Source organism: Micropruina sp., from assembly GCF_047606665.1.
GTDB lineage: Bacteria > Actinomycetota > Actinomycetes > Propionibacteriales > Propionibacteriaceae > Micropruina.
Window position 1 is genome coordinate 177247 of sequence record NZ_JASGEF010000007.1, and the last position, 23336, is coordinate 200582.

General features: G+C 68.1%; 26 protein-coding genes. 10 read left to right on the forward strand and 16 right to left on the reverse strand.

Features of this window, described 5'->3' with window-relative positions:
- Positions 1-127: 127 nt before the first annotated feature.
- From QM619_RS01685 to QM619_RS01725, 9 genes are all read right to left on the reverse strand, one after another.
- A complete protein-coding gene (locus tag QM619_RS01685; RefSeq protein WP_415103646.1) occupies positions 128-358 on the reverse strand; it encodes a hypothetical protein in 231 nt (76 codons plus the stop codon).
- A 36-nt stretch (positions 359-394) separates the two neighbouring features.
- Complete coding sequence (locus QM619_RS01690; RefSeq protein ID WP_415103648.1) at positions 395-580, reverse strand: hypothetical protein; 186 nt, start codon at positions 578-580, stop codon at positions 395-397.
- Between the two features lie 85 nt (positions 581-665).
- On the reverse strand, positions 666-1106 hold the full coding sequence (locus tag QM619_RS01695; protein ID WP_415103650.1) for a TetR/AcrR family transcriptional regulator: 441 nt from the start codon (positions 1104-1106) through the stop codon (positions 666-668).
- Positions 1107-1561: 455 nt separating this feature from the next.
- A complete protein-coding gene (locus QM619_RS01700; protein WP_415103652.1) occupies positions 1562-2215 on the reverse strand; it encodes a class I SAM-dependent methyltransferase in 654 nt (217 codons plus the stop codon).
- A gap of 72 nt (positions 2216-2287) precedes the next feature.
- Positions 2288-3463: an ABC transporter permease gene (locus tag QM619_RS01705; protein WP_415103654.1), complete on the reverse strand. Its 1176-nt coding sequence runs from the start codon at positions 3461-3463 to the stop codon at positions 2288-2290.
- Entirely contained in the window at positions 3460-4119 is a 660-nt protein-coding gene (locus tag QM619_RS01710; protein WP_415103656.1) for an ABC transporter ATP-binding protein, read from the reverse strand. The genes QM619_RS01705 and QM619_RS01710 overlap by 4 nt, the downstream gene beginning before the upstream one ends.
- Positions 4119-5165 carry a hypothetical protein gene (locus QM619_RS01715; RefSeq protein ID WP_415103658.1) on the reverse strand — a complete coding sequence of 349 codons (1047 nt, stop codon included), beginning with the start codon at positions 5163-5165 and terminating at the stop codon, positions 4119-4121. The genes QM619_RS01710 and QM619_RS01715 overlap by 1 nt, the downstream gene beginning before the upstream one ends.
- Positions 5162-6001 (reverse strand): hypothetical protein, encoded by an 840-nt coding sequence (locus tag QM619_RS01720; protein ID WP_415103660.1) that lies wholly within the window; start codon positions 5999-6001, stop codon positions 5162-5164. The genes QM619_RS01715 and QM619_RS01720 overlap by 4 nt, the downstream gene beginning before the upstream one ends.
- A gap of 77 nt (positions 6002-6078) precedes the next feature.
- Complete coding sequence (locus tag QM619_RS01725) at positions 6079-6474, reverse strand: hypothetical protein (protein WP_415103662.1); 396 nt, start codon at positions 6472-6474, stop codon at positions 6079-6081.
- A gap of 355 nt (positions 6475-6829) precedes the next feature.
- Between QM619_RS01725 and QM619_RS01730 the strand changes: the two genes are divergently transcribed.
- Positions 6830-7537, forward strand: coding sequence for a response regulator (locus tag QM619_RS01730; RefSeq protein ID WP_415103664.1), 708 nt, complete (start codon positions 6830-6832; stop codon positions 7535-7537).
- On the opposite strand, the gene QM619_RS01735 is transcribed toward QM619_RS01730, so the two are convergent.
- Positions 7456-8718 carry a sensor histidine kinase gene (locus QM619_RS01735; protein ID WP_415103666.1) on the reverse strand — a complete coding sequence of 421 codons (1263 nt, stop codon included), beginning with the start codon at positions 8716-8718 and terminating at the stop codon, positions 7456-7458. The two genes, QM619_RS01730 and QM619_RS01735, sit on opposite strands and share 82 nt — an antisense overlap.
- 350 nt (positions 8719-9068) lie before the next feature.
- Here QM619_RS01735 and QM619_RS01740 point away from each other — a divergent pair, with 350 nt between their 5' ends.
- The gene (locus QM619_RS01740; RefSeq protein WP_415103668.1) at positions 9069-9464 is read left to right on the forward strand and encodes a YchJ family protein; all 396 of its coding nucleotides are present in this window, start codon (positions 9069-9071) and stop codon (positions 9462-9464) included.
- Here the strand turns inward: QM619_RS01740 and QM619_RS01745 are convergent.
- Complete coding sequence (locus QM619_RS01745; protein ID WP_415103670.1) at positions 9434-10111, reverse strand: DUF4386 domain-containing protein; 678 nt, start codon at positions 10109-10111, stop codon at positions 9434-9436. The two genes, QM619_RS01740 and QM619_RS01745, sit on opposite strands and share 31 nt — an antisense overlap.
- A gap of 53 nt (positions 10112-10164) precedes the next feature.
- Here QM619_RS01745 and QM619_RS01750 point away from each other — a divergent pair, with 53 nt between their 5' ends.
- A complete protein-coding gene (locus QM619_RS01750) occupies positions 10165-10854 on the forward strand; it encodes a TetR/AcrR family transcriptional regulator (RefSeq protein ID WP_415103672.1) in 690 nt (229 codons plus the stop codon).
- A gap of 65 nt (positions 10855-10919) precedes the next feature.
- On the opposite strand, the gene QM619_RS01755 is transcribed toward QM619_RS01750, so the two are convergent.
- Complete coding sequence (locus tag QM619_RS01755) at positions 10920-11522, reverse strand: carbonic anhydrase family protein (RefSeq protein WP_415103674.1); 603 nt, start codon at positions 11520-11522, stop codon at positions 10920-10922.
- Between QM619_RS01755 and QM619_RS01760 the strand changes: the two genes are divergently transcribed.
- From QM619_RS01760 to QM619_RS01775, 4 genes are all read left to right on the forward strand, one after another.
- Complete coding sequence (locus QM619_RS01760; RefSeq protein WP_415103676.1) at positions 11521-11751, forward strand: hypothetical protein; 231 nt, start codon at positions 11521-11523, stop codon at positions 11749-11751. The two genes, QM619_RS01755 and QM619_RS01760, sit on opposite strands and share 2 nt — an antisense overlap.
- A gap of 360 nt (positions 11752-12111) precedes the next feature.
- Positions 12112-14025: a hypothetical protein gene (locus QM619_RS01765; RefSeq protein WP_415103678.1), complete on the forward strand. Its 1914-nt coding sequence runs from the start codon at positions 12112-12114 to the stop codon at positions 14023-14025.
- A gap of 134 nt (positions 14026-14159) precedes the next feature.
- Positions 14160-14570 carry a hypothetical protein gene (locus tag QM619_RS01770; protein WP_415103680.1) on the forward strand — a complete coding sequence of 137 codons (411 nt, stop codon included), beginning with the start codon at positions 14160-14162 and terminating at the stop codon, positions 14568-14570.
- A gap of 4 nt (positions 14571-14574) precedes the next feature.
- A complete protein-coding gene (locus tag QM619_RS01775) occupies positions 14575-15006 on the forward strand; it encodes a hypothetical protein (protein ID WP_415103682.1) in 432 nt (143 codons plus the stop codon).
- 228 nt (positions 15007-15234) lie between these two features.
- On the opposite strand, the gene QM619_RS01780 is transcribed toward QM619_RS01775, so the two are convergent.
- Positions 15235-17493 (reverse strand): 3-hydroxyacyl-CoA dehydrogenase NAD-binding domain-containing protein, encoded by a 2259-nt coding sequence (locus tag QM619_RS01780; protein WP_415103684.1) that lies wholly within the window; start codon positions 17491-17493, stop codon positions 15235-15237.
- Positions 17494-17616: 123 nt separating this feature from the next.
- On the opposite strand from QM619_RS01780, the gene QM619_RS01785 reads away from it, so the two are divergent.
- The 3 genes from QM619_RS01785 to QM619_RS01795 all read left to right on the forward strand — a co-directional run bounded on the left by QM619_RS01785 (position 17617) and on the right by QM619_RS01795 (position 19929).
- Positions 17617-18570 (forward strand): patatin-like phospholipase family protein, encoded by a 954-nt coding sequence (locus QM619_RS01785; RefSeq protein ID WP_415103686.1) that lies wholly within the window; start codon positions 17617-17619, stop codon positions 18568-18570.
- Between the two features lie 70 nt (positions 18571-18640).
- Positions 18641-19519 carry an HAD family hydrolase gene (locus tag QM619_RS01790; protein WP_415103688.1) on the forward strand — a complete coding sequence of 293 codons (879 nt, stop codon included), beginning with the start codon at positions 18641-18643 and terminating at the stop codon, positions 19517-19519.
- A complete protein-coding gene (locus tag QM619_RS01795; RefSeq protein WP_415103690.1) occupies positions 19516-19929 on the forward strand; it encodes a cupin domain-containing protein in 414 nt (137 codons plus the stop codon). The genes QM619_RS01790 and QM619_RS01795 overlap by 4 nt, the downstream gene beginning before the upstream one ends.
- Positions 19930-19947: 18 nt before the next feature.
- Here QM619_RS01795 and QM619_RS01800 read toward each other — a convergent pair whose 3' ends face one another.
- The 3 genes from QM619_RS01800 to QM619_RS01810 form a co-directional block, all read right to left on the reverse strand.
- The gene (locus QM619_RS01800; RefSeq protein WP_415103692.1) at positions 19948-21147 is read right to left on the reverse strand and encodes an MFS transporter; all 1200 of its coding nucleotides are present in this window, start codon (positions 21145-21147) and stop codon (positions 19948-19950) included.
- Between the two features lie 105 nt (positions 21148-21252).
- Complete coding sequence (locus QM619_RS01805) at positions 21253-22035, reverse strand: DUF3152 domain-containing protein (protein ID WP_415103694.1); 783 nt, start codon at positions 22033-22035, stop codon at positions 21253-21255.
- Between the two features lie 60 nt (positions 22036-22095).
- Positions 22096-23292 carry an MFS transporter gene (locus tag QM619_RS01810; RefSeq protein ID WP_415103696.1) on the reverse strand — a complete coding sequence of 399 codons (1197 nt, stop codon included), beginning with the start codon at positions 23290-23292 and terminating at the stop codon, positions 22096-22098.
- Between the last annotated feature and the right edge of the window lie 44 nt (positions 23293-23336).

The window sequence follows — 23336 nt, forward strand, 5'->3', positions numbered from 1 at the left end:
GTGACCGGGAGAACCGTCCCCAGTGACCAAGAGAACCGTCCCCAGTGACCAAGAGAACCGTCCCCGGTGACCAAGAGAACCGTCCCCAGTGGTACGAGGGACCGCCCGCTCGAAGCAGTCCAGTGCTCTACTCGGCGGCCTCGGTCGGGTCGGCAGGATCAGCCGGACGCCGAGTCGCCCCGAAAGTGAAGGTGCGGACGGTGACCGCCGGCGCAGGATTCTCGGGTTCGGACTTCTCGGTCGGGGTCGGGTCGGGCCGACCACCGGGGGCGATCGGACGGACGCTCTCGCCCAGCGCCGCGCGTACCGCATCGCCGACCAGGCTGCTGGACGGTCGGTATTTGCGGGTCTCGGCCATGACCCGGATTCTAGTGCCCCAGCCCCAGCCCCAGGCCTAGGGCTGGAGCGCCCGGCGCATCATGTCGATCACCGCCGCGACCACGCCGGGCAGTTGCGCGTCATCGATGGGCCGGGCGATCAGCCAGGCGTCCAGGGCACGTCCGATGCCGAACGCGACGGCGAACAACAGGTCGTCCGGAAGATCGACGCGGACGGCACCGATGCGCTGCCCCTCAGCCATCGTACCCCGTAGCCAGGGCATGGTTGCCTGCGTCGCCTGGCGTTACGCCTCACTCGTGCCGGGGCTGCCCGCCCCAGCCAGTGAGTCACGCAAGAGCGCGGCCGTGTCCGGATCGCGCGCGAGCAAGGCTCAGCATGCGCTGGGCGTAGTCGGTGAGAGTCGCCCAGAAGTCCTCCGCATCTGACGCCTGAGGAACGGGCAGGGCGCCGGCCGAGGCGGCGAAGCGCTCCAGTTGCCGGCGGATCACGTCGGCGTACAGGTCGCCCTTGCCGTCGAAGTAGTAGTACATGGTGCCTTTGGAGACGCCCGCGGCCTGGATGATCCGGTTCAGCGAGGCTCCGGCGAAACCGTGCGTCGCGAACTCCCGCTGCGCGGCATCGAGCACGGCGTCCTGCTGCTCGGCGGGGAATCTGTCGAACGCGGACGGGCCATGGGGACATTCAACCGGTCGGGACGGCCGCCGCGCCGAATTCCGGCGGCAGCCGGAGTTGTCCGGGTCCGCACCGAACACCGCTGGACTGGCCACCGCGTCAGTCGCGGACAGACAGGTGGTCGCCGATGCGATCCTCGCCAAGGCCAGGTATCCGATCACCGTAGACGTCGACGACTTCGCGGTGGAGGACCTGCGAACGCATGGCATAAGCGCCGTGAATCCCGACTATGCATACTTCATGGCGCTCCGCTTCAGCGAAGCGGCCTACCGGGCAGGTGTCGCCGTGCTGTCATTCGGGACGACGAACCCACCACGAAGCCAAGCAGACGTGCACCGAGTGCTCGGACGCCGTCATCCCAGACTGACAGAGCAATTCGCGGACGCCTTCGAGACGACTCCATTTGACGCGGACCCCGACCAGCCCTCAGTTGCCTTCCGAGGCGTGAGTTGCCTCCGATGCGAGAAGCACTACGGACCGACGATGAACTCCGCCTCGGACTCTGCACCGAGCACCTTGGGTAGAACCTGTCTCAGGTACCCGGACCGAGTCAGGCGTCCAGTTCCAGGTAGGCCATCGAGCCGCGCCGCCGGACCGGGACGCCGAACATGTCGGCCAGCTGATCCGCGGTGCGCGGGGTGGCCATCTCGCCGAGGCGGTGCAGGAATCGGAGGTAGCGCGTCCCGACCGGGGTGGCGGCCACCAGAGAACTGACGAACAGCCGGCCGCCCGGTCGCAGCTGTGCTCGCAGCCCGGCCACGAACTCGGCCGGGTCGTCCACCAGATGCAGGAAGCCGAGGCAGACGACGGTCTCGAAGCCGCGGGGCGGGAACGGCAGGGCGAAGGCGTCCGCCTGCACGAACCGGGTGTCAGGACGCGGGCGTCCGTCGACGGCCAGCCGCTGGGCGGCCAGGGTGAGCATGCCCCGCGAGCGGTCGGTGATCACGATCGGACGCCGGCTGGCCAGGTAGGCGTCCGCGGTCGCCGTGCAGGTGCCGGCCGCGACATCCAGCAGCGGCCCGTCGCCGGAATCGACCGCTCGGCGGGCGAACGCCGCATAGTCGGCCGGGTCGGTGTTCCAGGCCAGCCGGTTGTAGAGCCGCGAGCCGACCATCGCGTCATAGGTCGCCGCGCCCCGGTCGTACACCGATCCGGGAGCGTCCCAGGCCGATTCGATCACCGGCTCCGTGCTCGCTGGACTCATCGGCGCGTCCTTCCCGTGGGCGGTCTCCGGCTGCCAGCCTACGGGTCGCGGCGATCGGCCGACGTCGGGCAGTCAGCTGCGCATCGCGGTGAGCGGCGAGATCGAGGCGGCATGGTGCGCGGGGATCGCCCCGCCGACCCAGGCGGCAAGGGTGCCGGCGACGATGACGATCGGCGGGAGTTCTTTGGCGAGGATCGGTTGCCAGCCTTGGATCAGTGCCCAGACCAGGGCGCCCGCCATTCCGAGTGCGCAGCCGAAGATGGAGGCCGCGACGCCGGCCAGGACGGATTCGACCATGATCAGGGCGCGGACGCGGTTGGGTCGCCAGCCCATGGCGGCGCGCAGGCCGAGTTCGTGGGAGCGTTGGTTGACCGAGGTGCTCATGGTGTTGGCGACGGCGATGATGCCGACGAAACCGACGAAGCCGCCCAGCGCCAGGCCGATCATCCGCAGGTCGGTGGCGACGTTGCCGAGGAGGACTTCGCCGTCCGGTGGGGTGACGTCTCGAAGGCCGAGCTGTTGGGTGGGGTCGAGTGCGGCCAGGGCGTAGCCGGCGACGGCGGCTGCCGAGCCGGGTCGCACGTGGGCGATGATCCGTTCGATGCGGCCGGAGGGTGCCAATCGGGTGGCGGTGGAGCGGCCCATGACGACGCTGGTCTTGAGGTATTCGAAGCCGGTGGTTTCGGTCAGGACGCCGGCCAGCGAGTAGGTGCGTCCGGCGACCATGACGGTGGTGGGGTCGTCCGGTCGGACGCCGAGTTGGTCGGCGAGCGTGGCGCCGAGCCAGACCAGGGGCCGGTCGAGGGCCAGCCCGGTGGACTCCATGCCGGTCACGGTGGCACCGGCTGCCGCCAGGCCGCCGGCGTCCGCGACGACCAAGGGACCGCCGGTGCCTTTCGCATAGCGGTTCGCGGCGACGCTGACGCTGTCCTGCCAGATCGACAGTTCTCCGGCGGCCGACACCGGTTCCAGTCCGGCGAGGGCGGCCATTCCGTGCGCATCGATGCCGGCCTGGAGCGAACCGCTGGCCTGAAGCACGATCGCCGGTGAGCGTTGGAGGTCGAAACGTCTGTCGATCTGGGCTTGTTGGGTGTCGGAGATCATGATCGCGGCGACCGTGCTCGCCGTGGCCAGCAGGATTCCGGCGACCATTCCCACCGTCCGTGCCGGTTTGGCGGTGAGCCCGAGAAGAGCGTCGTGGACGAGGGTCAGGGCCGCGGTGCGGGCCTGACGCCACCCGCGGGTCATGCCAGCGTCCCGTCCACGATGGTGACGACCTGGTCTGCCAGTTCGGCTGCGGCGAGGTCGTGGGTCACCAGCAGCAGGGTGGCGTCCAGGCTGAACAGCAGTTCCAGGACGGCCTTCCCGTTGGTTTGGTCCAGGGCACCGGTGGGTTCGTCGGCGATCACCAGTCGTGGGCCCTTCACCAGTGCGCGGGCGATCGCGACCCGTTGCCGCTCACCTCCGGACAGCAGTGCCGCCTTCCGGTCGGCGACCTCCGCCAGTCCGACCTGCTGCAGCGCGGCCAGGCATCTGCCGGTCACCTCGTCCGCCTCCACCGTCGGGTCGATGATTCCCAGCGCGACGTTCTGCAGCGCGGAGCGCTCATCGATCAGGTGGGCGTTCTGGAATACGAAACCTACGTTGTCCGCCCGGAATCCGGCCCTCGCCTTCGCGTCCAGGAGGTCCACGCGCTCGCCCCGAAACAGGTATTCGCCCTCGCTGGCCGGCTGCAACGCGCCGACGATCGAGGCCAGTGTGGTCTTCCCCGCCCCCGAGGGGCCGACCAACGAGACCCGTGCGCCTTCCGGGATCGTCAGCCAGATCGGATGCAGAATCCGGGTGCGCACGGGACGTTCCACCTCCAGCCCGACGCCGGCGAGTTCCACCAGTCCGGCAGCCATCAGCGGGTCGCACCCAGCTGGACGGCGTCGCCTGCCTTCAATCCGTCGCCGCTCACCTCGGCCCAGCCGCCGGCGACCACCCCCACGGTCACCGGGATCGCCGCGCCATCGGCCCCGGCACGTAGCTGGCTGCCGCCGGACGGGTCAGTGAACAAGGCCCCGACCGGAACGGTCAGCACCTTTCCATGGGACGCTGCCGCGACCACCCGGACCGTCAGGTCATCGTCGGGGTCGACGCCGGGGGCGGTCACCGTCATCGACCCGGCGTCCGCCTCATCGGGGTCGGCGCCGGCGCTCACCTTCTCGACGGTCGCCTTCCCGTCGTGGCCGGACAGCGGCAACTCGTCGCCGGCCGCCACCCGGACTCCCGCCGGCAACTCGCAACTCCACACGCCGCCGCTGGTGTCCGCGGTGGCCAGAACCGTGCTCTTCCCGACCGTGTCGCCGACATGGACCGAAACGCCGGTGATGGTCGATCCGGCCGGAACCGACCAGGCCGAGTCGACCCGGAAGATACCGCTGGAGCCCAGCCCGGCCGCCTGGTTGACCGACGCCATCGCCCGCGCCGTGTCCTCGCCGAAAGAGCGGTCCGCCTTTGTCAGCTTGCCGGCCGCGACCAGGCCCTGCTCCAACGCCTTCACGTCCACGCCTTTGTCGCCGACCGAGAGGTCGCGATAGAAGCTCATCGGTGAGACAAAGGCGATCACCGGCCGTCCGGAGACCGACACCACCGGCGTCCCCGACGACAGCTTCGCACCCGGTTTCACATCGACCGACGTCACCACTCGCGCCCGGTAGCGACCCGCCGAACGCGGGGGCTTCACCTCCAACTGGACGCCCTCATACGAGCACGGCACCGTGGTCTCGTCGCGCAACTCCTGCGATACCAGCTGCACGGTCGGCACCGGCAGCTTCGGCGCGGCGCGGGTAGCCGCCGCCTGCCCCGGATCCATCGTGAACACAAGGGTCGCGCCGATGCCCACCAGGCAACCGGCCACTCCCACACCCGCCATCAGCAGCACGGGCGCCCCGGCACCACGACTCACGGCACGTACCCCGCCGCCGACAATTCTCTGGCGAACTGTTCCAGCAACTCGCGATTGCGCTCCACAGCCTGAACCCGCCGCGGCTCCAATAGCCCTTTGAATTGAGTTGCAAAATCACCCGCACACTGAACGAAAACTTTCGACAGACGCGTCTCGTCTCGCTGCCACTGCGCATCGGTGCCCAGACCACTCAGGTAGTAGTCCACGCTCCTCATCCAACTGCCAGTAGGATCGTCGTCGGAGGCCTTCAGACCACTATTTTCACGTAGGCATTTGGCTGTGGCTCTCTTGACACCCTGCATCTGCGGAGAACTGAGCACTTCCAGCGCCACGTCGGTCCAGATAGAACTCAAATCGGATGATGCCTTTCGCCATGACGGTAGGCTCTTGTAACGGCACGGGACGTCACCAATGAGAACGCCATCCGGTCTCGGAGAAGCCGTCCGCTTCGGGTCAACCGAGCCGAAGTCGGGCTCCTTGCCTCCCGCATCTTCTTCTTCTGTTTCAACCAGGTTATTTTCTGCAATCAACTCCAGATCAGGAAACATCGCCTGATCGTAACGATCGCCAGTATAGTCAAGGTCCTTATAGGGCGCCAGACCACAATCGCGCGCCTCAATAGACACCTTCGCGCGTTGCAGGCGCATCGCGCGTCGCATCGATGGGCCTGGCAGAAAGAAGGCCAGGTCAATCACGTCCGACATAATCTGCGGATCCACCACCGGCGATCCATCGGAGGAGGGCGAAGGGAGTTCACTCGTCGACGATCCGGCGCTCTCAGGCGCCGATGCGCTGGTCAGGATCGTCGATGCACATCCAGCGGTGAAGGTAGCCACACACACCATCAGCAGAAAGGAAGCTGCACCGACAATCGCTAACCGAGCCCGGCCAGCCTCTGAGGAGTGTTCTGCGGTCAATGCATGTACCTGACGTCCTGACTCCACTCATATCCCTCGCCACGTACGGTCACTCCATCCTGGACATCAGACAGCAGCACTGTCTGCCCGCCCGTATACTCGCTGGAACTTGGTACCCTCTCGAACCCGCGGGTGCCCTTCTTCCAGGTTCCATCCTGCTTGTACCAGCCGCGGATCTTGTCGGTCACGACCAGCGTGTACTTGGCGTTGAGATCCTGGCAGGTATTGCCGTTGCCGATCTTGAACGTTTCGGACCACGAAGGGCTGGTGTCCGTGTAGGCGGTCGTATAGTGGCAGGCTGCATGCGCCGGCGACGCGTTGACCGCTGACGCGACGACGAATCCACCGAGCGCAACCGCGAGGGACGACGCGGTTGAGATGATCTTCTTCATGTTGTTCTCCTTGGGAGTGATTGTGGTTTGTCGATTCCTGCGGATGGGTACCTCACGATCGCGAGTTCGCAACCCGCGGGACCCATCCTGATTCTTCGGTTGTGGTCTCGTTCGCGGCCTACCTCCTGTCCTCAGTTGACTCTGATGGCTGCGAGAGCCATCGGATCGGCCGACACCAGCCAACGGGCTCACAGAACTGGCCACAATAGACCTTTGGATAGACGTCACCGACCACACTCGCCTGGCCGGAAGGCCGGGATCACCTCGTACGCCAGAGCCGACTTTGCATTGCTAAGATCCCGCCATGACTGCAGAGACTCAGCCCATCGCGGCGGTCACAGGCCCCTGGCGGGTCGTGGTGGTCGATGACGAACGCCGGACGCTCGAGTTGTTGCAGGACGTGGTGTCCCGTCACCCCGATTTCCAGGTCGTCGGCGTTGCACGCGACGGACGGACGGCGATCACAGCCTGTGCCGAGTTGTGCCCCGATCTGGTGCTGATGGACATCGTGATGCCGGGAAGCTCCGGCCTCGAGGCCATCCGTGCGATCACCGGCAAGGATCCACAGGTGAAGTGCCTGGCACTGACCGCCGTCACACGTCCCGACGTGCTGTTCGAGGCCTTGCAGGCCGGTGCGTGTGGCTATTTGCTGAAGGCAGCTCCTGCAGCCGAGTTGTATCACGCCATGCGGGGCACCCTCACCGGTGAGTCGGTGCACTTCATCTCGTCCGATGTGATCGGCCGTGCGGCCAGTCAGGCGGTATCAGATCCTGACTTGACCAGCCGCCTGACGATTTCCGTCGGCTCGCCAGTCGAGCTGACTGCACGAGAACTCGATGTCGTCCGGCAGCTGGCCAACGGATGCAATAACAAGGAGATCGGCGACCGGCTCTTCCTGTCGGAGGCCACGGTGAAGAGCTATCTGGGCGCATTGTGTCGCAAGCTGGGGGTGCGCGACCGCATGCAGTTGCTCATCCGATGTCAGGAACTCGGACTGGTCTGGCCGAGCCTCAAGGGCTCGGACACCCCCGGTTCTGTACCAGCCAAAGGTATCCGGCTGTAAGGCAACCACACCCCCAGTGTCCATATGCCTGCCGACTGCCCGATCGACACATCACCGCCGGCAGCCTCGACTCGACTCCTGATGCTCCGCAGCCCAATCCGATTGCCCCGTATTCCCGCCGTCGGCCCCTCCGCCACCTCGTTGCTGAGTTCGAGCGCAATGCCGTCATCGTTCTGTCGGATGTCGAGCGTGCAGCGTCCTCCGGGCTGACCGTGCTTCAAGACGTTGGTCACACCTTCCTTCAGCACCTGCTGAAGAACACCCGAGCGCGTCTCCACCAGTGCTGGATCTTCTTCACCTCCATCAGTGTCCGATGCAGGTTCGACGATCATGAAGCCTGCCGCGCGCAGCGTTCCCACAGCCTCGGCGCGCAACGAGGCCAAGCTCGGCGCCGAACCGGGGGGATCGAACTCATCATGGTCATCACCGAGCGCTGGTGCCTTCTCGTCGTCGGACGTCAACACCTCCACCAATACGGACAGCTCATGCAGCGCTTTTAGCGCCGTGGTTCGTATCTCGGCCAGCGCCTCCGCCTGCTCAGTGGCGTCCGTCGAGCCTTCGACGCTGGAAACTCGCAGCGACACCCTCGTCAACTCGCTCGCCACTGAATCGTGAAGCCGCCGCGCGAGCGCCGCGCGTTCGCGTTCTCGTGCCTTCTGAGCATTCGCCGCAACTTCCGCCAGGCGTTGGTGTGACGCTTCCGACCTCAGCAACAGGAACCGCACCAAGAATCCGACGCCCGCCGCCAAGAGAATCCCAGTGGCGACCCCCCAGTACTCTTGCCGCGGATTGACCGCCCACAACCACGCCAGCCAGCTGGCGGCTACGCCCGCGTGGACGACGACAAGGCGCGATCGGCAGAGAGCTGCCGTCTGAACTGTGCTGATCGACACCGCAAAGGAAGCGAACCCGGCGATGCTCGTGAGCAGGCTCATCCCGAGAGCAAGCTCACCTACGACCATCGAGAATCTTGGGCGATAGCCAGCCGTCGCAAGCGATAGCGCGATCAGTACCAGCTGGATCGCGTAAGCAGCATCATTTTCCGGAGTTGCCACGATGTCCGGCCAACGCAACCGTAGATCGTCCAGCGTCGAGAGTGCACAGAAGGTGGCCCACGGAGCAGCGATCCACAGGGGTAGTCGTGAAGCGGGAGCAGCCCGCATGAACACACCAACAGCCATGGCCCCTAGCGTGCCACTACTTCTTGCACAGGTTGGGGAAGATCTGGCACCACCAGGCATCGTCCCCAGTCAGCGGCGTTGCGGACACGCCGGCCAAGGCAAGGACCGCACACATTGCACTCACCAGTATCCCGCGCGACAAGTTGTCTCGCATCTCAACTCCCCCCTAATGTTTCTCAGCCGAACCGTAGGGCGCACAGGTCTGGGTTGACTATCTACTTTCGTAGGTATCTGCCCAGCGTGCCCCACTCCCGGGGCGCGAGGTCGTCGTCGAACCGACGGACCCGAAGGGCCGATTCAGATGGGCGGCCGGCGCAACACTCCGTACGACCATGGCAGCATTGGGCGCGATGACCGACCTGCCTGGCACTGCCGACTGCCCGTGTGGCGGCGGACGCTACGCCGATTGTTGCGCCCCGTTCCTGCGCCGCGAGACCTGGCCGCCCACCGCGGAGGCGTTGATGCGCTCGCGCTATGCCGCCTTCGCGGTGGCGGACGCCGAGTATCTGCTGCGCACCTGGCATCCGCGAACCCGTCCGGAATCCCTGGAGTTGGACGACCGACGGTGGGACGGGCTGGAGATCGTCGAACGCACCGACGGCGCCGAGGACGACCTGATGGGCATCGTCGGGTTCGTTGCGCGCTGGAGCGATCGCGGACGCCGCGGCACGCTGGTCGAACGGTCGGCTTTCGTCCGGCGCGGCGGCCGCTGGGTCTATCTGGCCGCCACTCCCGAGTCGGAGTAGCGGACGCCGTCCGCCCGGTTGGGCGTGACGTCACGCAGACCGCGGAAGGTCAGCCACAAGCCGAGGGCAAGCTCCCATATCGCGATCGGCAGCGCGCCGACCAACCCCCAGAGCGACACCTGATCGAACCAGCCGAGCAGCGTGCCGAGCGCGCTGACCACAAGCAGCGGCGCCCCGATCAACCCGACCAGGGGAATCGCCCGCGGCACCAGCCGGGCACCGAACAGCAGACCGCCCAGCAGCAGCGCGTTGACCGCCGGGAGCAGGCCCGGACCGAGCAGGAATGCCCAGTCGTGCACGGCCACCAGGGCACCGGCCGCGACTTCCGAACGGCCGACGGTGAGCACCGCCAGCATGCCGACCACTCCGAGCACGATCACCGCCGCCTCCACGGTGCGCGAGGCGACGAAACCGAGCGCCAGCGCCGCGCGGTGACGTCGGAGCACCGGGTAGAGCGCGACCGCCGTGCCGACGCAGGCCACCGCGAGCACGATCTCCAACACCGCCGCCCAGCGCACGGCGTCCGGATCGGCGCCCGTAGTGCCGTCGAGGTAGGGCTGTTTGAGTGCCAGCGCGGGCATCGAGGTGACAAAGGTCAGCAGATAGAACACCCCCGCGGACAAGGTCAGTCGTCGATCAGCGGTCATCGCTCAACCTCCAGGTGTACGGCGTACACTCAGGCTAGGTGTACGGTGTACACATGTCAATGTCACAGCCCGATCGGGTTCGGTTGGACCGAGCTCGGGTGCTGACCGCGGCGGTCGCATTGGCCGACGACGAGGGCCTCGACGGCGTCAGCATGCGCACCCTGGCCGCCGGTCTCGCGGTCGTCCCGATGGCGCTGTACAAACATGTCGCCAACAAGCAGGCATTGCTGGCCGGAATGATCGACACGATCGTCACCGGATACCCGAGACCGGAACCCCACCTCGACTGGCGCGACGCGGTGCGATTCCGCGTCCTGGCGGCCAGGGACGCTCTGGTCGCCCACCCCTGGCTGCGCGCGGCGATCGAAACCAGCGGTCAGCGGACGCCGGCCGTGCTCGCCCACATGGACGCCGTCGCCGGCGACCTGCTGGCCGGTGGCCTCTCCGCCGACCTCGCCCACCACGCGATGCACGCCCTCGGACACCGAATCTGGGGATTCAGCCCCGAGGCGTTCGACGACAGCGCGACGGCGTCCACACCGGAAGAGTCCCTGGCCACCGAACAGCTGATCCGAGACCGCTTCCCGCACATCGTCGCGATCACCCTCGACTCACTGGAGCGGACCGGTGGCGCCGGCTGCGACAGCCAGTACGAGTTCGAGTTCACCCTCGACCTGCTGCTCGACGCCTTCGAACGGCTACACGACTCCGGCTGGTCGTCCGGAAGGCACCTGAGACAATAAAAAGCACCTGCGCGAGGCCGCCACTGTTCGAAGGACACTCAACATCTGTTGCGACCACGCTGCCGTCAGGCGCGCTTGACCGTCTCCAACCCTCCGGAGACCGTGCGCGCGCCGATCGGGTTGTCGGGCCGGGCGATCTCGCCGTGCAGCGCGCGGAGCTTCGCGAGTTGCGCTTCCGACAAGGTGACCGGGGTGCTGAGCACAATCCAGGGAACGCTCTCGGTGCAGGGCGGCGTTGTCAGGCTGCCCTCGTAGCTGTAGTAGGCGCTGGAAGCGGGCATGATCGCGGCCAGATCGAGCGTGGCCGGCACGTTCTTTCCCGCGGTGGCGGCGTCGATGAACGCTTGCATGGCCGTGGTCGGGGCACCGTTCTCACCGAAGAGCGCGACGACCAGGTGACGTCCGGCGGCGTCCCCGTACACGAAATGGAACTCCGCAGCGGCGTGCTTGCCGGCAATGGTGTGTTCGGACGGCGTATGGAAATGCATCTGCTGCAACGAATAGTCGCTCCCGCCGTGCGACAGCGTGGCAGGCGGACTTGCCGGGAAGAACTGTCCGGAGTGCCCGGTGTCCTCGGCATGTCCCTCGGCGGCCGCTTGGGTGACGGTGATGGCGGTCTCTTCCGTGGACGCCGGAACGGTCGCGGGCAGATCGATCGGAGATTGCATGGCGCCGACTCCGCATGCCTGGTATGCCGAGGAGAGCTTGCCCCAGTTGACCGGGCCGTCGATGCCCTCGTACGTCCAGTGCGCCGGCGGGGCCGACGACGCGGAAGTATTCGCCGACGACGCGGGTGTGCTCGCGGGCGAGGCGGGCGTGCTCGCGGTGGGCGGCGCCGAGACGCACCCGGTGAGAGCGATCAAGGAAGCGGCTGCGACGGGCATCAAGAAGCGGTAACGAACGGACATGCGCGGTTCTCTCTCGGGGCGGCCGATCGGCCGGGACTCGTCCTGACGTTACGCCCCATCGCCGTCCGACATCCGGAGGATCTCGCAGGAAATCCGCAGACTTTTCGCGAACAGGATCGGTGGGGTTCTCGTCGGACCACCTCTCCCCACCAGGTCGCCGAGCTTTCGGCTCCCGGACGACCGTCACCTGATATTTCCTAGCGTTGGCAAGGTGCCGCTTTGCCCGCCTGCTACGTTGTGCCGGGGCGGCAAGGACTAGTCCGGGGCACGCCGCCTCTTGCTGATGCCGACGCTGCGAACCCGGCCTCCGCCCGACCCATCCCCTCCCGGACAGGACAGGACTGGATCGATGGCTGATCCGACCGCCACCGCGCGCCGCCGTCCGGCGGCGTCCCATAAACCCACATTCCACCACTGGTCGCGCCGCATCGGCGCAGTCCTGCTCGCCGGCGTCCTCGGTATCGGTCTGACGATGTCTGCCTCGCCGGCGCAGGCGGCCGGTCCGGGATTCTGCAGCGACGGCTCGCAGCCTTACGTTCCGGTGAAGGAGGCGCGCGCCTGGCAGGCCGGACACGCCGTGACCGGGAAGACGGTGTGGCAAGGCACCGATCCGGGGGCCTTCACCGGCAGCTACATCGGCTTCGTCGCGGACGCGCTGGGCAAGGGCAAAGACCTGCTCCTGTTCCGATTGAGCAACTCGATCATCGACGGAACCAACGGAATGAGGGGCGCCGGCATCTGGGCCGGCATGTCCGGCTCGCCGGTGTACGACGGCGACGGACGCCTGATCGGCGCGGTCGCCTACCGACTCACCACCGAGAACCTGCCGATCGCGGGTGTCACCCCCGCCGAATACATGAAGGCGATCGGCACCACGGCAGTCACCTCCGCCCGCACTGTGCAGCTGAGCAGGTCCGGTCTGAAGGTCTCGGACGTCGGCAGCCGCGTCGCCGGAACCCAGCTGACGGGCAGCACCCTGAGCCAGGTCGCAACCGTCAACGTCGCCGGTCCGGCCGGCGCCAAGGAGAATGCCTTCACCAACCGGACCCTGGCCCGGACACCGCGGTCCGCCGGCGCCGCGACGCTGCTCCGCAGCGGCACCTTCGCGGCGGCGCCCCGGCAGCTCGCGACGTCCAAGCCGCTGGTCGCCGGCGGCAACGTCATGGTCGGGCTCGCCAGCGGCGACCTGCCGCTCGGCTCGATCGGTACCGTCACGGCCATCTGCGGCCGCACGGTCTGGGCGTTCGGGCATCCGATGACCCAAGAGGGCAAGGTGTCGATGCTGCTTTCGAACGCCTCGGTCGCGCTGGTGGTTCCCGACGGCGCCGGAGCAACCGGCTCGTACAAGCAGGTCTCGGAGATCTTTGCCCCGGTCGGCATGGTCACCGAGGATCGTCGGGTCGGCGTCCGGGGCACGGTCGGCGCCGTCTCCGGTTTCCCGCTCACCGTCGACATCCAGAACCCCAAGGGCAAGCAGATCGACAGCTATGCCGTCCAGATCGCCTATCCGGACGCCGCGGCCACCGCGGTCGCCACGATGGTCGGGCAGGCGGCCCTGGAGCAGCTCGACCAAGTGGGCTCCGGCAGCGGCCAGGTCACCTGGACGATCCGGTATAAGCGCGCGAACGGCAAGAAGGACAAGCTGACCAATTCACAGGTGATCGCCAGTCGCTATTACTTCCCCGACGAGATCGGCACACCGCCCGCGGACGACGTCTGGGCGATCACCGACCAGACCTTCGAAGACGCCACCATCACCGGCGTGGATGTCACTCTCAAGCTGGTCTCGGCGGACGCCATCGGCTACCGGGTGTCGAAGGTGCAGAAGTTCAGCGACGGCAAGTGGGCCACCTTTGCCGGCAGCACGCTCAAGACCGATACCGACTACACGCTGCGGCCGCTTTTCCGGGTGGTCCGCAACCACAAGCCCGCCGGAACTCGCGCCGGCACGAAGTTCACCATCACGTTGCCGAAATCCGCCGGCACCCGCGGCTCGGTGAAGGTGTCGGCCGCGGGAGACTCCGGCTCCTGCGTGACCGACGAGTTCGGCGAGATCTCCTGCGAGGACTGGGAGGACCCCAGTGCCTCGGCCAGCAGCTTCGATGACCTGATCGCGATGCTCGACGCGCAACGGCCCCACAACATCGTCAGCGGCAAACTGACCTATCGGATCGGAAAGACCACCAAGACCAAGTCGTTCCGGTGGACCGGTCCGGGCGTGATGACCGGGGGCACGACGGCAAACTTCACGATCAAGAAGTAGTCCCGACACGACGGGGTCGTCGGCATTTCTGCACGCACACCGTCGGCCCGTTCCCCCGTTGCTGAGTCCGAAAGACCCCATTCCAAGACTCATGTACACGGTGTACACTCGGGTCAGCGCCGGGGAGGGATCCGATGAGCACCGTTCAGTACGAGACCCTGCGCGATGCCCGCGCCCACATGACCGACATCACCAACCGGGCCGCCAGCGGCCGACCCGTGGCCTATGCCCGCGATCACCACGTCATCGCCGCGGTCGATGCCGACCGTCTGCGGGACGCCTTGGCCGCGCTGCACCCCGCCCGTGCGGAGGTGTTCACCGAGGGCCGGGCCGTCGGAATCGCGATCTCCGAACTCGGGCTGGCGGTAGAAGGCGACACCTTCGAGGACGCCGTCGCCGAGATGACGATCGCCCTGCGCGACTATGCAGACGATTGGGCCGACCACCTCCGGCTGGCCGGCAACCACGCCAAGCACTGGGGCGTGGTGCAGATCATCGCCTATTCGTCCGACGAACAACTGGCCGAGTGGGTTAAGGGCGCCTGACAGCATGCCTAGATTTCCCGCCGCCAGCCGCTCGGATCACCGGTCGTTCTGCCGGATCGAGGAATGGTCGGAGGTTCAGCGGGGCACGGGAGGCGGGGTCCGGCATCACCTCACCTTCGAGCTGAACCTGCCGGACGGCCGTATCCTGCGCACCCACATTTCCCGGCCTCCGCCAGCGAGGAAGACCTACGGCGCCGGCCTCTGGAACACCATTCTGCGCAGTCAGTTGGATGTCTCCGAGGAAGAGTTCTGGGACTGCGTGCAACGCAAGGTGAAGCCGAATCGTGGAATCCCTCAGCTGCCGGCCAGAACGATACCCGCCGGCGTGGTGACGCTGCTGATCAACCTGGGCGTGCCGGAGGCGACCATTCTCGCAATGAGTCGCGAGGAAGCGATCGCGACGCTGAACGAGTTGCTGTCGAAGCCAGCTCCCTAGAGCAACGACCCCGAATCACACGGATGTAGTTATCCCCTGCTGTGGACTGGCCTGTGGATAAGTTCGAGCCTCAGCATCGCGGAGGCTGCTGGGAGATCCCGGCATTCGCCGGGATGACGGCGGAACGCTTGCCGGGATGACGGCGGAACGCTTGCCGGGATGACGGGGGACGGCCGGGGCGACGAGCGGTCGGGTTGGGATCTCGACAGGCTCGACCAGGCAGGCGGCTCAGTTCTCCAGGGGGCGGTTGGTGGCCAGCATGTGGCGCATCCGAGCCTGGTTCGGCGGCAGCACCACCAGTTCCAGGGCGACCTCGATCTCGCGACGGAGCAGTTCGGCCTCGGTGACCGGCTCGTCGCCGGTCAGCATGGCCGCGAGGGCGCCGACGATGCGCCGGTCGGTGGGTGAGGCATCCGACCAGGAGGCGTCCAGGGGTTCGAGGCGGGGGCTGTGCAACGCGTACGTCTTCGGCTCCGGACGCTGGGGACGTCCGACGAGTTCCAGCGCGGACGCCTTGGCCCGCTCCAGCACCCGTGCTCCGTTCATCACGATCTCGTCGGACGGCAGCAGCAACCCCTCGGCCTGCGCGTGGAACGCGGAGGAACTGATCGCCGACGAGGACGCCAGGGCGAACGCGCACGCTGCGGAGTCCGGTACACCCCGTAGTGACGACCGGATCAACGTCCGGGTGACGCCACCCCAGGCCGGGATAAGGCCCACCTTGCGCTCCGGGAAACCGGCGTACAGCTCGGCCCCGGCCACCACATGGTGCGCGGCCAGCATCAGTTCACAACCGCCGCCCAGCGCCAGCCCACGGGCAGCCGCCACCACCGGGAAGGACGCCGCCCGCAGCCGAGCGAACGAGTGCTGCCCGAGTTCGGTGAAGCGTCGCAACTCGTCCGGATCGCTGCGGTCCGCCAGGGACGCGAACACGTTCAGGTTCGCGCCGGCCGAGAAGGCTCGCGGATGATCGGTGCCGATCACCAGCGCCGCGAACGCACCCTGCTCGCCCAGCTCCAGCGCGCGAGCGATCATCTCGAACACGCCCGGCTCACAGACGTTCATCTTGGTCCGCAGGGTCAGGCAGGCAACGCCGTCGCCGAGGTCGACCAGGGCCGCCGACGCGTTCTCGGCCAGCACTCCGGACGCCTGCGCCACCGTCAGCGGACCGGCCGGCAGTTCCACCACGGCACCGTCGGCGGCCAGCACGGTTCCCGGCCCCGGCCGGAATCCGCCCGCCTCAGCCGCCTGCCGCAACAGGGTGGGCACCGTTCGTCCCTCGGCCTCGAACCGCTCGACCAGCCAATCCAGCCCGACCGTGTCGGCGAGTTCGAACGGACCGGCCTGCCAGGCGTAACCCAGCTTCATCGCGTCGTCGATCAGCCCGACATGATCGGCGATCGCGGGCGTGGTGACGCAGCAGTAGTCGAGGAACTCGCGCAGCACCGTCCAGGCGTAGCGTCCGGCCGGCGAGTCGGTCTCGCAGACCGCCCGCAGACCGCGCGCCTGCAACGCCGGGTCGGACGCCGTCCGCCGCGGCCGGTACTCGAACGTCGCGGGGTCGATCACCTCGTCGAGGGGACCCTCGGGCGTCTTGCGGCGCCGGGTGAAGCCGCCGGCCGCGCGGCGTCCGACCAGACCGCGCTCCAGCAGCCCCGGGAACACGGCATTGGTGGTGATGTCGTAACGGGAATAGCCGTCGTCGGCTGGCAGCAGCCGCAGGAAACTGGTCCAGATCGACGGCACCAGGTTGATCCCGACCAGGTCGAACAACCCGAACACACCGGTGCGCGGCGTCCCGAATGCCCTGGTCATCACGGCATCGGCGGTCTCGACGTCGACGTCGCAGGCGAGGGCCTCGGCAGAGGCCACGGCCATCCAGAAATTGCCGATCCGGTTGGCCAGGAAGCCTGGGGTGTCCCGGCAGCGCAGCACCGTCTTGCCGAGCTTATGATCGCCGGCGGCGACCAGCCGTTCGGTGACTTCGGCGTTTGTCGACGGCCCGGCCACCACCTCCAGCAGGGGCATCTGCCGGGGCGGGTTGAAGAAGTGGGTGATCGCGAAGTGCGCGACGAATCCGGCGTCCCGCCCCTCGACCAGGCTGGCCAACGGAATCGTCGAGGTGTTCGAGGTGACCATGGTGTCCGGGCCGCGGTGCGCATCGATGGTTGCGTACAGACTGCGTTTGACCGCGAGATCTTCGAAAACAGCCTCGATCACCCAGTCGGCCTCTGCGTAGGCGGCCACGTCGTCGAGCACGTTGCCGGGCGTCACCCGCTCGGCGAACACCGGCAGCATGAAGCCTCCATCCTTCACCTGCCGGGCGATAGCGTCCCGTGCCAGTCTCGACCGGTCCTCGTTCTCGCCCTCGGGGACGACGTCGAGCAGCCGGACCTTCACCCTCGCGTTCGCCAGCTGCGCCGCGATCCCGGACCCCATCGCCCCAGCGCCGACCACCACCGCCTGCCGCACGTCCGTCGCACTCATGGACACCTCCTCGGGCCTGTTCTCGATCGTAGTGCGGCGGCGCCTTTCCGCGGCGACCCTTAGCCTGGCTGCACCACCGGTTGCGCACCCGCGGCAGTCCGCCGAGATGGTTGACTCGTCCCCATGAAGGTCAACCTGGTGCTCGGGGCCGGCGGAGCACGCGGTTTCGCACACGTCGGCGTCATTCAAGAACTTCATGCCCGCGGTCACGACGTGGTCGGGGTGGCCGGGACGTCGATGGGCGCCCTGGTCGGTGGAGTGCTGGCCGCCGGCGGCCTCGACGGCTTCACCGACTGGGTCCGGACGCTGACCCGCGGCGACATCGTCCGGCTCACCGATTTCACTTTCGGCGCTCCCGGCCTGATCCGGCTGCAACGGGTGATGCGCGAACTGCACCGGTTCATCGGCAACGTCCGGATCGAGGAGCTGCCGATTCCCTACACCGCGGTCGCCACCGACATCGACGCCGAACGCGAGGTCTGGTTCCGCAAGGGGCCCTTGGTGGCCGCGATCCGGGCCTCGATCGCCATTCCGGCGGTGTTCACCCCGGTTCGGATCGGCGATCGGCTGCTGGTCGATGGCGGGCTGCTGAACCCGCTGCCGCTGGCGCCGACCATGGACATGCCGGGCGAGGTGAACGTCGGGGTGTCCCTGTTCGGCAAGCGCTCCGGCCTGCACGTCCAGCTGCCCAGCAAGGAGTCGTCGGACGCCGCCCGCGCCGACAACGCCATGATCGCCGCGGACGCCGGGCAACCGTCGTGGACGGCCCGGCTAGGCCAATCGGTGGCCGAGTCGTGGCCGGCCCGCAACCTGGGCAAGCTGCTCGCGGCGCAGCCGCCGGCGGCGAAGGACTTCGAGGACTGGCCCACCGACGTGAACCTGGTCGACCTGTTGGGCCGCACTCTGGACGTCATGCAGGGCCGCATCGAGATCGCCCGTACCGTGCTGAACGTCCCCGACGTGCTGGTCTGGGTGCCGATGGACTCGTGCGCGATCCTCGACTTCCATCGCGCCGAAGAGATGATCGAACTGGGCCGTCGGCGGGCCGTGAAAGAGTTCGACCGGATGGGCCTGTGACACCGGCCTGATCGGCGAACGCCAAGGCGCTGTGAACGACAACGGCTCTGTGAACGAAAGGGAACGCCCGATGGATGAGGTGCGGTTGATCGCCTCCGACATGGACCACACGCTGCTCGACGAGCAGGGCGAACTGCCGCCCGGAATGGACGACTACCTGGACCGGTTGACCGCCGCCGGCATCACCTTCGTCGCGGCCAGCGGGCGTCCGCTCAATCGGCTCCAGCAGATGTTCCCGTCCCGCGCCGGCATCGCCTACATCGGCAACAACGGCGGCACGGTCAGCTACGGCGACACCGTCCTGTTCCAGAGCCTGCTCAGCCCGGACAGCTACCGGGCGATGGCGGAGCTCACCCTGCGGGTGACGCCCGGCGTGCCGGTCGCCTGCGCCCCGGAGGCCGCCTACGTGCTGGCTGCCGATGCCGAACACGAGGCGTACCTGGGCAGGTTCAATCCACGGATCGTGTACATCGATAATTTCGACGAATTGGACGCCGACGTCGACAAATTCAGCGTCTACCTGCCGCAGGGCGACAGCATTCGCTATTTCGAGGACGTCTTCCACCCGGCTTACGCAGCCGAGTTCTCGGTGACCACGGGCAGCCCGGTCTGGGTGGACCTGATGAATCCGGGTGTCCACAAGGGGCACGGGCTGCGGGTGCTGGCCGACCATCTGGGGCTGGGCCGGCATCAGCTGATGGCCTTCGGCGACGCCCACAACGATCTGGAGATGCTCGACGAGGCCGAGCACAGCTACGCGGTGCGCAACGCACACGAGACGGTGCGGCAGCGGGCCCGGTTCATCGCAGAGTCGAACGCCGACCACGGTGTGCTGCAGGTGATCCGGCAGTTGCTGGACGCCCGCGACGGCGTTCTTTCCGAGTCGGTCGAAACTGTCGGCGGCATCGGCAAGGATGGAATCCGACCGACACAGGAGGTAGTCCAGTGAGCACTGACCATGGCAAGAAGCCGTACGTCCTCGACATCGAGGCCACCACCGTCGTCAACGACAACTTCCGCACCACGCTGTGGACCGGCGAGCATCTGCAGCTCACCGTGATGTCGATTCCGGTCGGCGGCGACATCGGCCTCGAAGTGCACCCGAAGAACGACCAGTTCCTGCGGCTCGAACAGGGCCGGGGATTGGTGCAGATGGGTCCCGCCGAAGACGACCTCAGCTTCCGTGCCGAGGTCGAGGACGACTGGGCGATCCTGGTGCCGGCCGGCACCTGGCACAACGTGACCAACATCGGCGACGAGCCGATGAAGCTCTACGCGCTGTACGGTCCGCCCGATCATCTGCCCGGCACCGTGCACCCAACCCAGGCCGACGCCGAGGCCGACCCGAACGAAGACTGAGATCGAGCCGGGGTTGGGTCAGCACCCGGCCGGTCGCGATTCCAACGGTGCATCGGGCTCGGCGGGCAGGTCCGGCGTCCGGACGCCGCGGCGCAACCCCCAGCCGAGGACGGCCGCGGACCCGCCGGCCAACCCGAGCAGCAGGCCGACCGGTCCGAGGGCGGCGAGCAGCCACGGTGCGACCAGTGCGCCGGCCATCGCGGCCGCGACGACCGCCGAATCCGCCACGCCGAGAGCGACCGCGGTGTAGTCGGCGGGCGCCCCGAGTTGCATCATCCGGGTCGTCCGGCACTCGACCATGGTCAGCCCGGAGCCCAGCAGCGCCATCGGGACGGCGGCTGCCACCCACCCGGAACTGAGGGTCACCACCGCCAGCGGCAGCACCACCACCAGCTGCGCGGCCAGGCCGGGCGACAGGCGTCCGACCGCACGGGCCAGCAGCGGCGCGGTCAGCGACGCCAACCCCTGCGCCGCGGTCAGCCAGCCGAACGCGGCGACGCCGGCGTCCCAACGCGTCTCGGCGATCGCCAGCAGCGCGACCCCCAGGGCACCGATCACCACGTTGACCGCCATCACAGTGACGATCGCGCGGCGCACCACCGGCACCGCCAGCACCTCGTGCAGGCCGTCCCGAAGTCGCGGCCGTCGCACCGACGGCGGCCGTTCGGTCACCCGGCGCGGCAGCACGACCGCGGCGGCCACGATCAGCGGCACGCTCGCGGCCACCGACCAGCTCGGTGTCGCCGCCAGCAGCAAGCCGCCGAGCGCGGGACCCACCACGAACGCGCTGATCTCCCAGGTGACCAGGGCATTCGTGTCCTCTTCCGGACGCGTCGAGACCTGCGGCAACAGCGCGGCCAGACTCGGAAACGCCGGCACGCCGACCGCGACGCTCAGGGTCGCGGCCGCCAGCGCCGGCCACGGCAACCCCTGAAGAAGCAGCACCGCGACGGCCACCACCAGCACCACCCGTGCCGAGACCGAGAGCCGGACCGCGCGGAGTCGTCCGATCCGGTCGCCGAGCCCGCCGAGAAGGGCCGACAGCAGCACACACGGGGCGAACCTGGCGGCTCCGGCCAGCCCGACCAGCGCCGAATCGTCGGCGATCCGCCAGATCGCGGCGAGCAGGGCCGGCCAGGGCAACGCGACGGCGATCGCGGCCAAGGCATGGGCGGCCACCAGCCGGCGCGGGTCCACGGATGCGTCGATGCAAGTCATGGCCGTCCTCTCGATCGAGAGGAGGAGTCGACCGACGGCCAGGTGATGCGGCCTGTGTTCCGGTCAGCGGGACGCGCTCACCGGCTCACCACCATGCGCCGACCGTCACGGCCAGGGATTGGCGACGCAACCGCGCAGATCGCCGCTCTGCTCCATCGTCACCGGGGCCTTCTTGCCCTTGCCGGGGCAGGAAGCGGCCTTCTCGCCGAGCAGCTGGCCGACCGCATGGTTGATCAGGTAGGCGCGGTAGCCGGCGGTGTTCCCGGCATAGCCGGCGGCCGTCGACTTCCAGCGTTCGGCGTTGATCACCACGGTGTCGCCGTCGGTGCAGGCGTCGGCCGCGCCGTCGTCCGAACCGCACAGGGTGGCGGCGGTCTTCGCGCTGGCCAGATACAGGTTGACGGTGGCCTTCGAGCGGGCCACCAGGGCGAACCGGACGTCGCCGGCGCCGGTCCAGCTGCGCGGGTCGTTGAGCACGCCCGAGATCGTCGTCGCGACACTGTCGGCCTTGAGCGCGGCGCTGGTCTCCACGGCCACCGCATACCGGTACAGCTTCCCCTGGGAGCCGGCGGCGGACGCCGTGACGCTGGCCCAGTTGAAGGCTCCGGACGACTTCATCGTGCTGCGCGGCGAGCTGGACGCCGTGCCGGTCGGGCTGGCCGAGCCGGACGTAGTGGGGGTCGTGCTGGAACTGGGGCTGGGCGACGGACTCGTGAACCGCGTCCCGGTGGGTGCGGGGACCGGCATGGTCGGCGTCCCGGCCCGTTCGACCGGTGCCGACAGCGCCTGGACGCCGGCCACGATGCCCACCAGCGCGGCCACCGCCACCACGATCAGACCGAGTCGTCCCCAGTGTGGTCCTCGCCGCCTGACTTCCGGTCCGCTCACCGGTTCACCCTAATGGACTGCGTCCGGACGTCTGGGTTGCGACCCTCAGCCAACGCCAGGTCACCGAGTCCGCCGGCGCGGGATGGCCAGCCCGGCGAGGCCGGCCAGCAGACCGCCGACGGTCGCGATCCAGGCGGCGTCCTGCGCGGAATGGCCGTCCGTCACCTGGCCGGCCAGCGCCGCACCGGCGGCGACCCCGATCACACCGACCGTGCTGAGCGTAGTCATCACGGTGGAGAGCCGGTCGGGCGGGGAAATCCGTTCCGCGTAGGCATAGCCGGTGACCAGCGTCGGGCCGACCGCGAGACCGATCAGCAGGCAGGCGACCGCCATGGTGGGCGCGTCCCAGGCCACGATCAGCAGCGGGGACAGCACCGCGCAGCCGAACCCGAACATCGTGATCCGGGACGCCATCGACAACCGCGCCGGCAGCCGGTTGCTGAGCAGACCCATGGTCGCGCTGCCGACCGCCATCGCCCCGTAGACGGCACCGGCCACCGCCGCCTCACCACGCATCGTGAAGAACGCCGCGATGCTGGTCTGCGAGCCGCCGAACAACACGCCCACGCCGCCTAAGGCGACCGCCAGCGGAACCAGCACCCGGAAGTCGACCCGGTCAGCGGATTCGGCGTGCCGGTGGCGTCCGTGATGGGCCGGCGGCAACGCCGAGGCGTGCAGCGCGAAACCGACCTGGCCGATCCAGGCCAGCACCAGGGCGGTCAGCAACGGTGCCGGGGCCGCCACCGCGGCCAGGGTGGTGGCCAGCACCGGGCCGACCACGAAGCCCACCTCGTCGATCGCACCCTCCCAGGCCATCGCGGACGCCGTGAACGGCACCCGGTCGTGTCTGGACGCCGCCAGCTGCGACCAGCGGGCCCGTGCCATCGCACCCAGCTGGGGGTTAGCGAAGCCGATCACGGCGGCCAGCGCGAGCACGACGGCGAGCGGGACGTCCGGCGAGCACCAGAGCAGGAACCCGCCGATCGCCGCGGTCTGCACGACGGTCGCCGCGATGCCGACCACCCGATGCCCCCACTGGTCGGACAGATGCCCGACCAGCATGGCGCCCGCCGCACCGCCCAGGCTGAGCGCAGCAGCAGCCAGACCGGCCAGCCCGAACGATCCCAGCCGGTGATGCGCATGGAGCAGCAGGGCCAGCGGCAGCACCGAGATCGGCAGCCGCCCGAGAAAGCCCAGCACGGCGAACGACCAGCCCATGCTGCGCAACAGCACCCGGTAGGGCAGATGGTGCGGCATGAGATTCCCTTGAAGGCGGACAGACGAACGGCGAGGCGGGGAAA

Excerpts from the sequence above, each read along its gene's own strand:
- QM619_RS01690 (WP_415103648.1), bottom strand. The coding sequence starts at position 580 with ATGGCTGAGGGGCAGCGCATCGGTGCCGTCCGCGTCGATCTTCCGGAC.
- QM619_RS01765 (WP_415103678.1), top strand. The coding sequence starts at position 12,112 with ATGGCTGATCCGACCGCCACCGCGCGCCGCCGTCCGGCGGCGTCCCAT.
- QM619_RS01735 (WP_415103666.1), bottom strand. The coding sequence starts at position 8,718 with ATGGCTGTTGGTGTGTTCATGCGGGCTGCTCCCGCTTCACGACTACCC.
- QM619_RS01775 (WP_415103682.1), top strand. The coding sequence starts at position 14,575 with ATGCCTAGATTTCCCGCCGCCAGCCGCTCGGATCACCGGTCGTTCTGC.
- QM619_RS01790 (WP_415103688.1), top strand. The coding sequence starts at position 18,641 with ATGGATGAGGTGCGGTTGATCGCCTCCGACATGGACCACACGCTGCTC.
- QM619_RS01750 (WP_415103672.1), top strand. The coding sequence starts at position 10,165 with ATGTCAATGTCACAGCCCGATCGGGTTCGGTTGGACCGAGCTCGGGTG.
- QM619_RS01705 (WP_415103654.1), bottom strand. The coding sequence starts at position 3,463 with ATGACCCGCGGGTGGCGTCAGGCCCGCACCGCGGCCCTGACCCTCGTC.
- QM619_RS01740 (WP_415103668.1), top strand. The coding sequence starts at position 9,069 with ATGACCGACCTGCCTGGCACTGCCGACTGCCCGTGTGGCGGCGGACGC.
- QM619_RS01755 (WP_415103674.1), bottom strand. The coding sequence starts at position 11,522 with ATGCAATCTCCGATCGATCTGCCCGCGACCGTTCCGGCGTCCACGGAA.
- QM619_RS01785 (WP_415103686.1), top strand. The coding sequence starts at position 17,617 with ATGAAGGTCAACCTGGTGCTCGGGGCCGGCGGAGCACGCGGTTTCGCA.
- QM619_RS01810 (WP_415103696.1), bottom strand. The coding sequence starts at position 23,292 with ATGCCGCACCATCTGCCCTACCGGGTGCTGTTGCGCAGCATGGGCTGG.
- QM619_RS01725 (WP_415103662.1), bottom strand. The coding sequence starts at position 6,474 with ATGAAGAAGATCATCTCAACCGCGTCGTCCCTCGCGGTTGCGCTCGGT.
- QM619_RS01780 (WP_415103684.1), bottom strand. The coding sequence starts at position 17,493 with ATGAGTGCGACGGACGTGCGGCAGGCGGTGGTGGTCGGCGCTGGGGCG.
- QM619_RS01800 (WP_415103692.1), bottom strand. The coding sequence starts at position 21,147 with ATGACTTGCATCGACGCATCCGTGGACCCGCGCCGGCTGGTGGCCGCC.
- QM619_RS01685 (WP_415103646.1), bottom strand. The coding sequence starts at position 358 with ATGGCCGAGACCCGCAAATACCGACCGTCCAGCAGCCTGGTCGGCGAT.
- QM619_RS01745 (WP_415103670.1), bottom strand. The coding sequence starts at position 10,111 with ATGACCGCTGATCGACGACTGACCTTGTCCGCGGGGGTGTTCTATCTG.
- QM619_RS01760 (WP_415103676.1), top strand. The coding sequence starts at position 11,521 with ATGGCGCCGACTCCGCATGCCTGGTATGCCGAGGAGAGCTTGCCCCAG.
- QM619_RS01700 (WP_415103652.1), bottom strand. The coding sequence starts at position 2,215 with ATGAGTCCAGCGAGCACGGAGCCGGTGATCGAATCGGCCTGGGACGCT.
- QM619_RS01710 (WP_415103656.1), bottom strand. The coding sequence starts at position 4,119 with ATGGCTGCCGGACTGGTGGAACTCGCCGGCGTCGGGCTGGAGGTGGAA.
- QM619_RS01770 (WP_415103680.1), top strand. The coding sequence starts at position 14,160 with ATGAGCACCGTTCAGTACGAGACCCTGCGCGATGCCCGCGCCCACATG.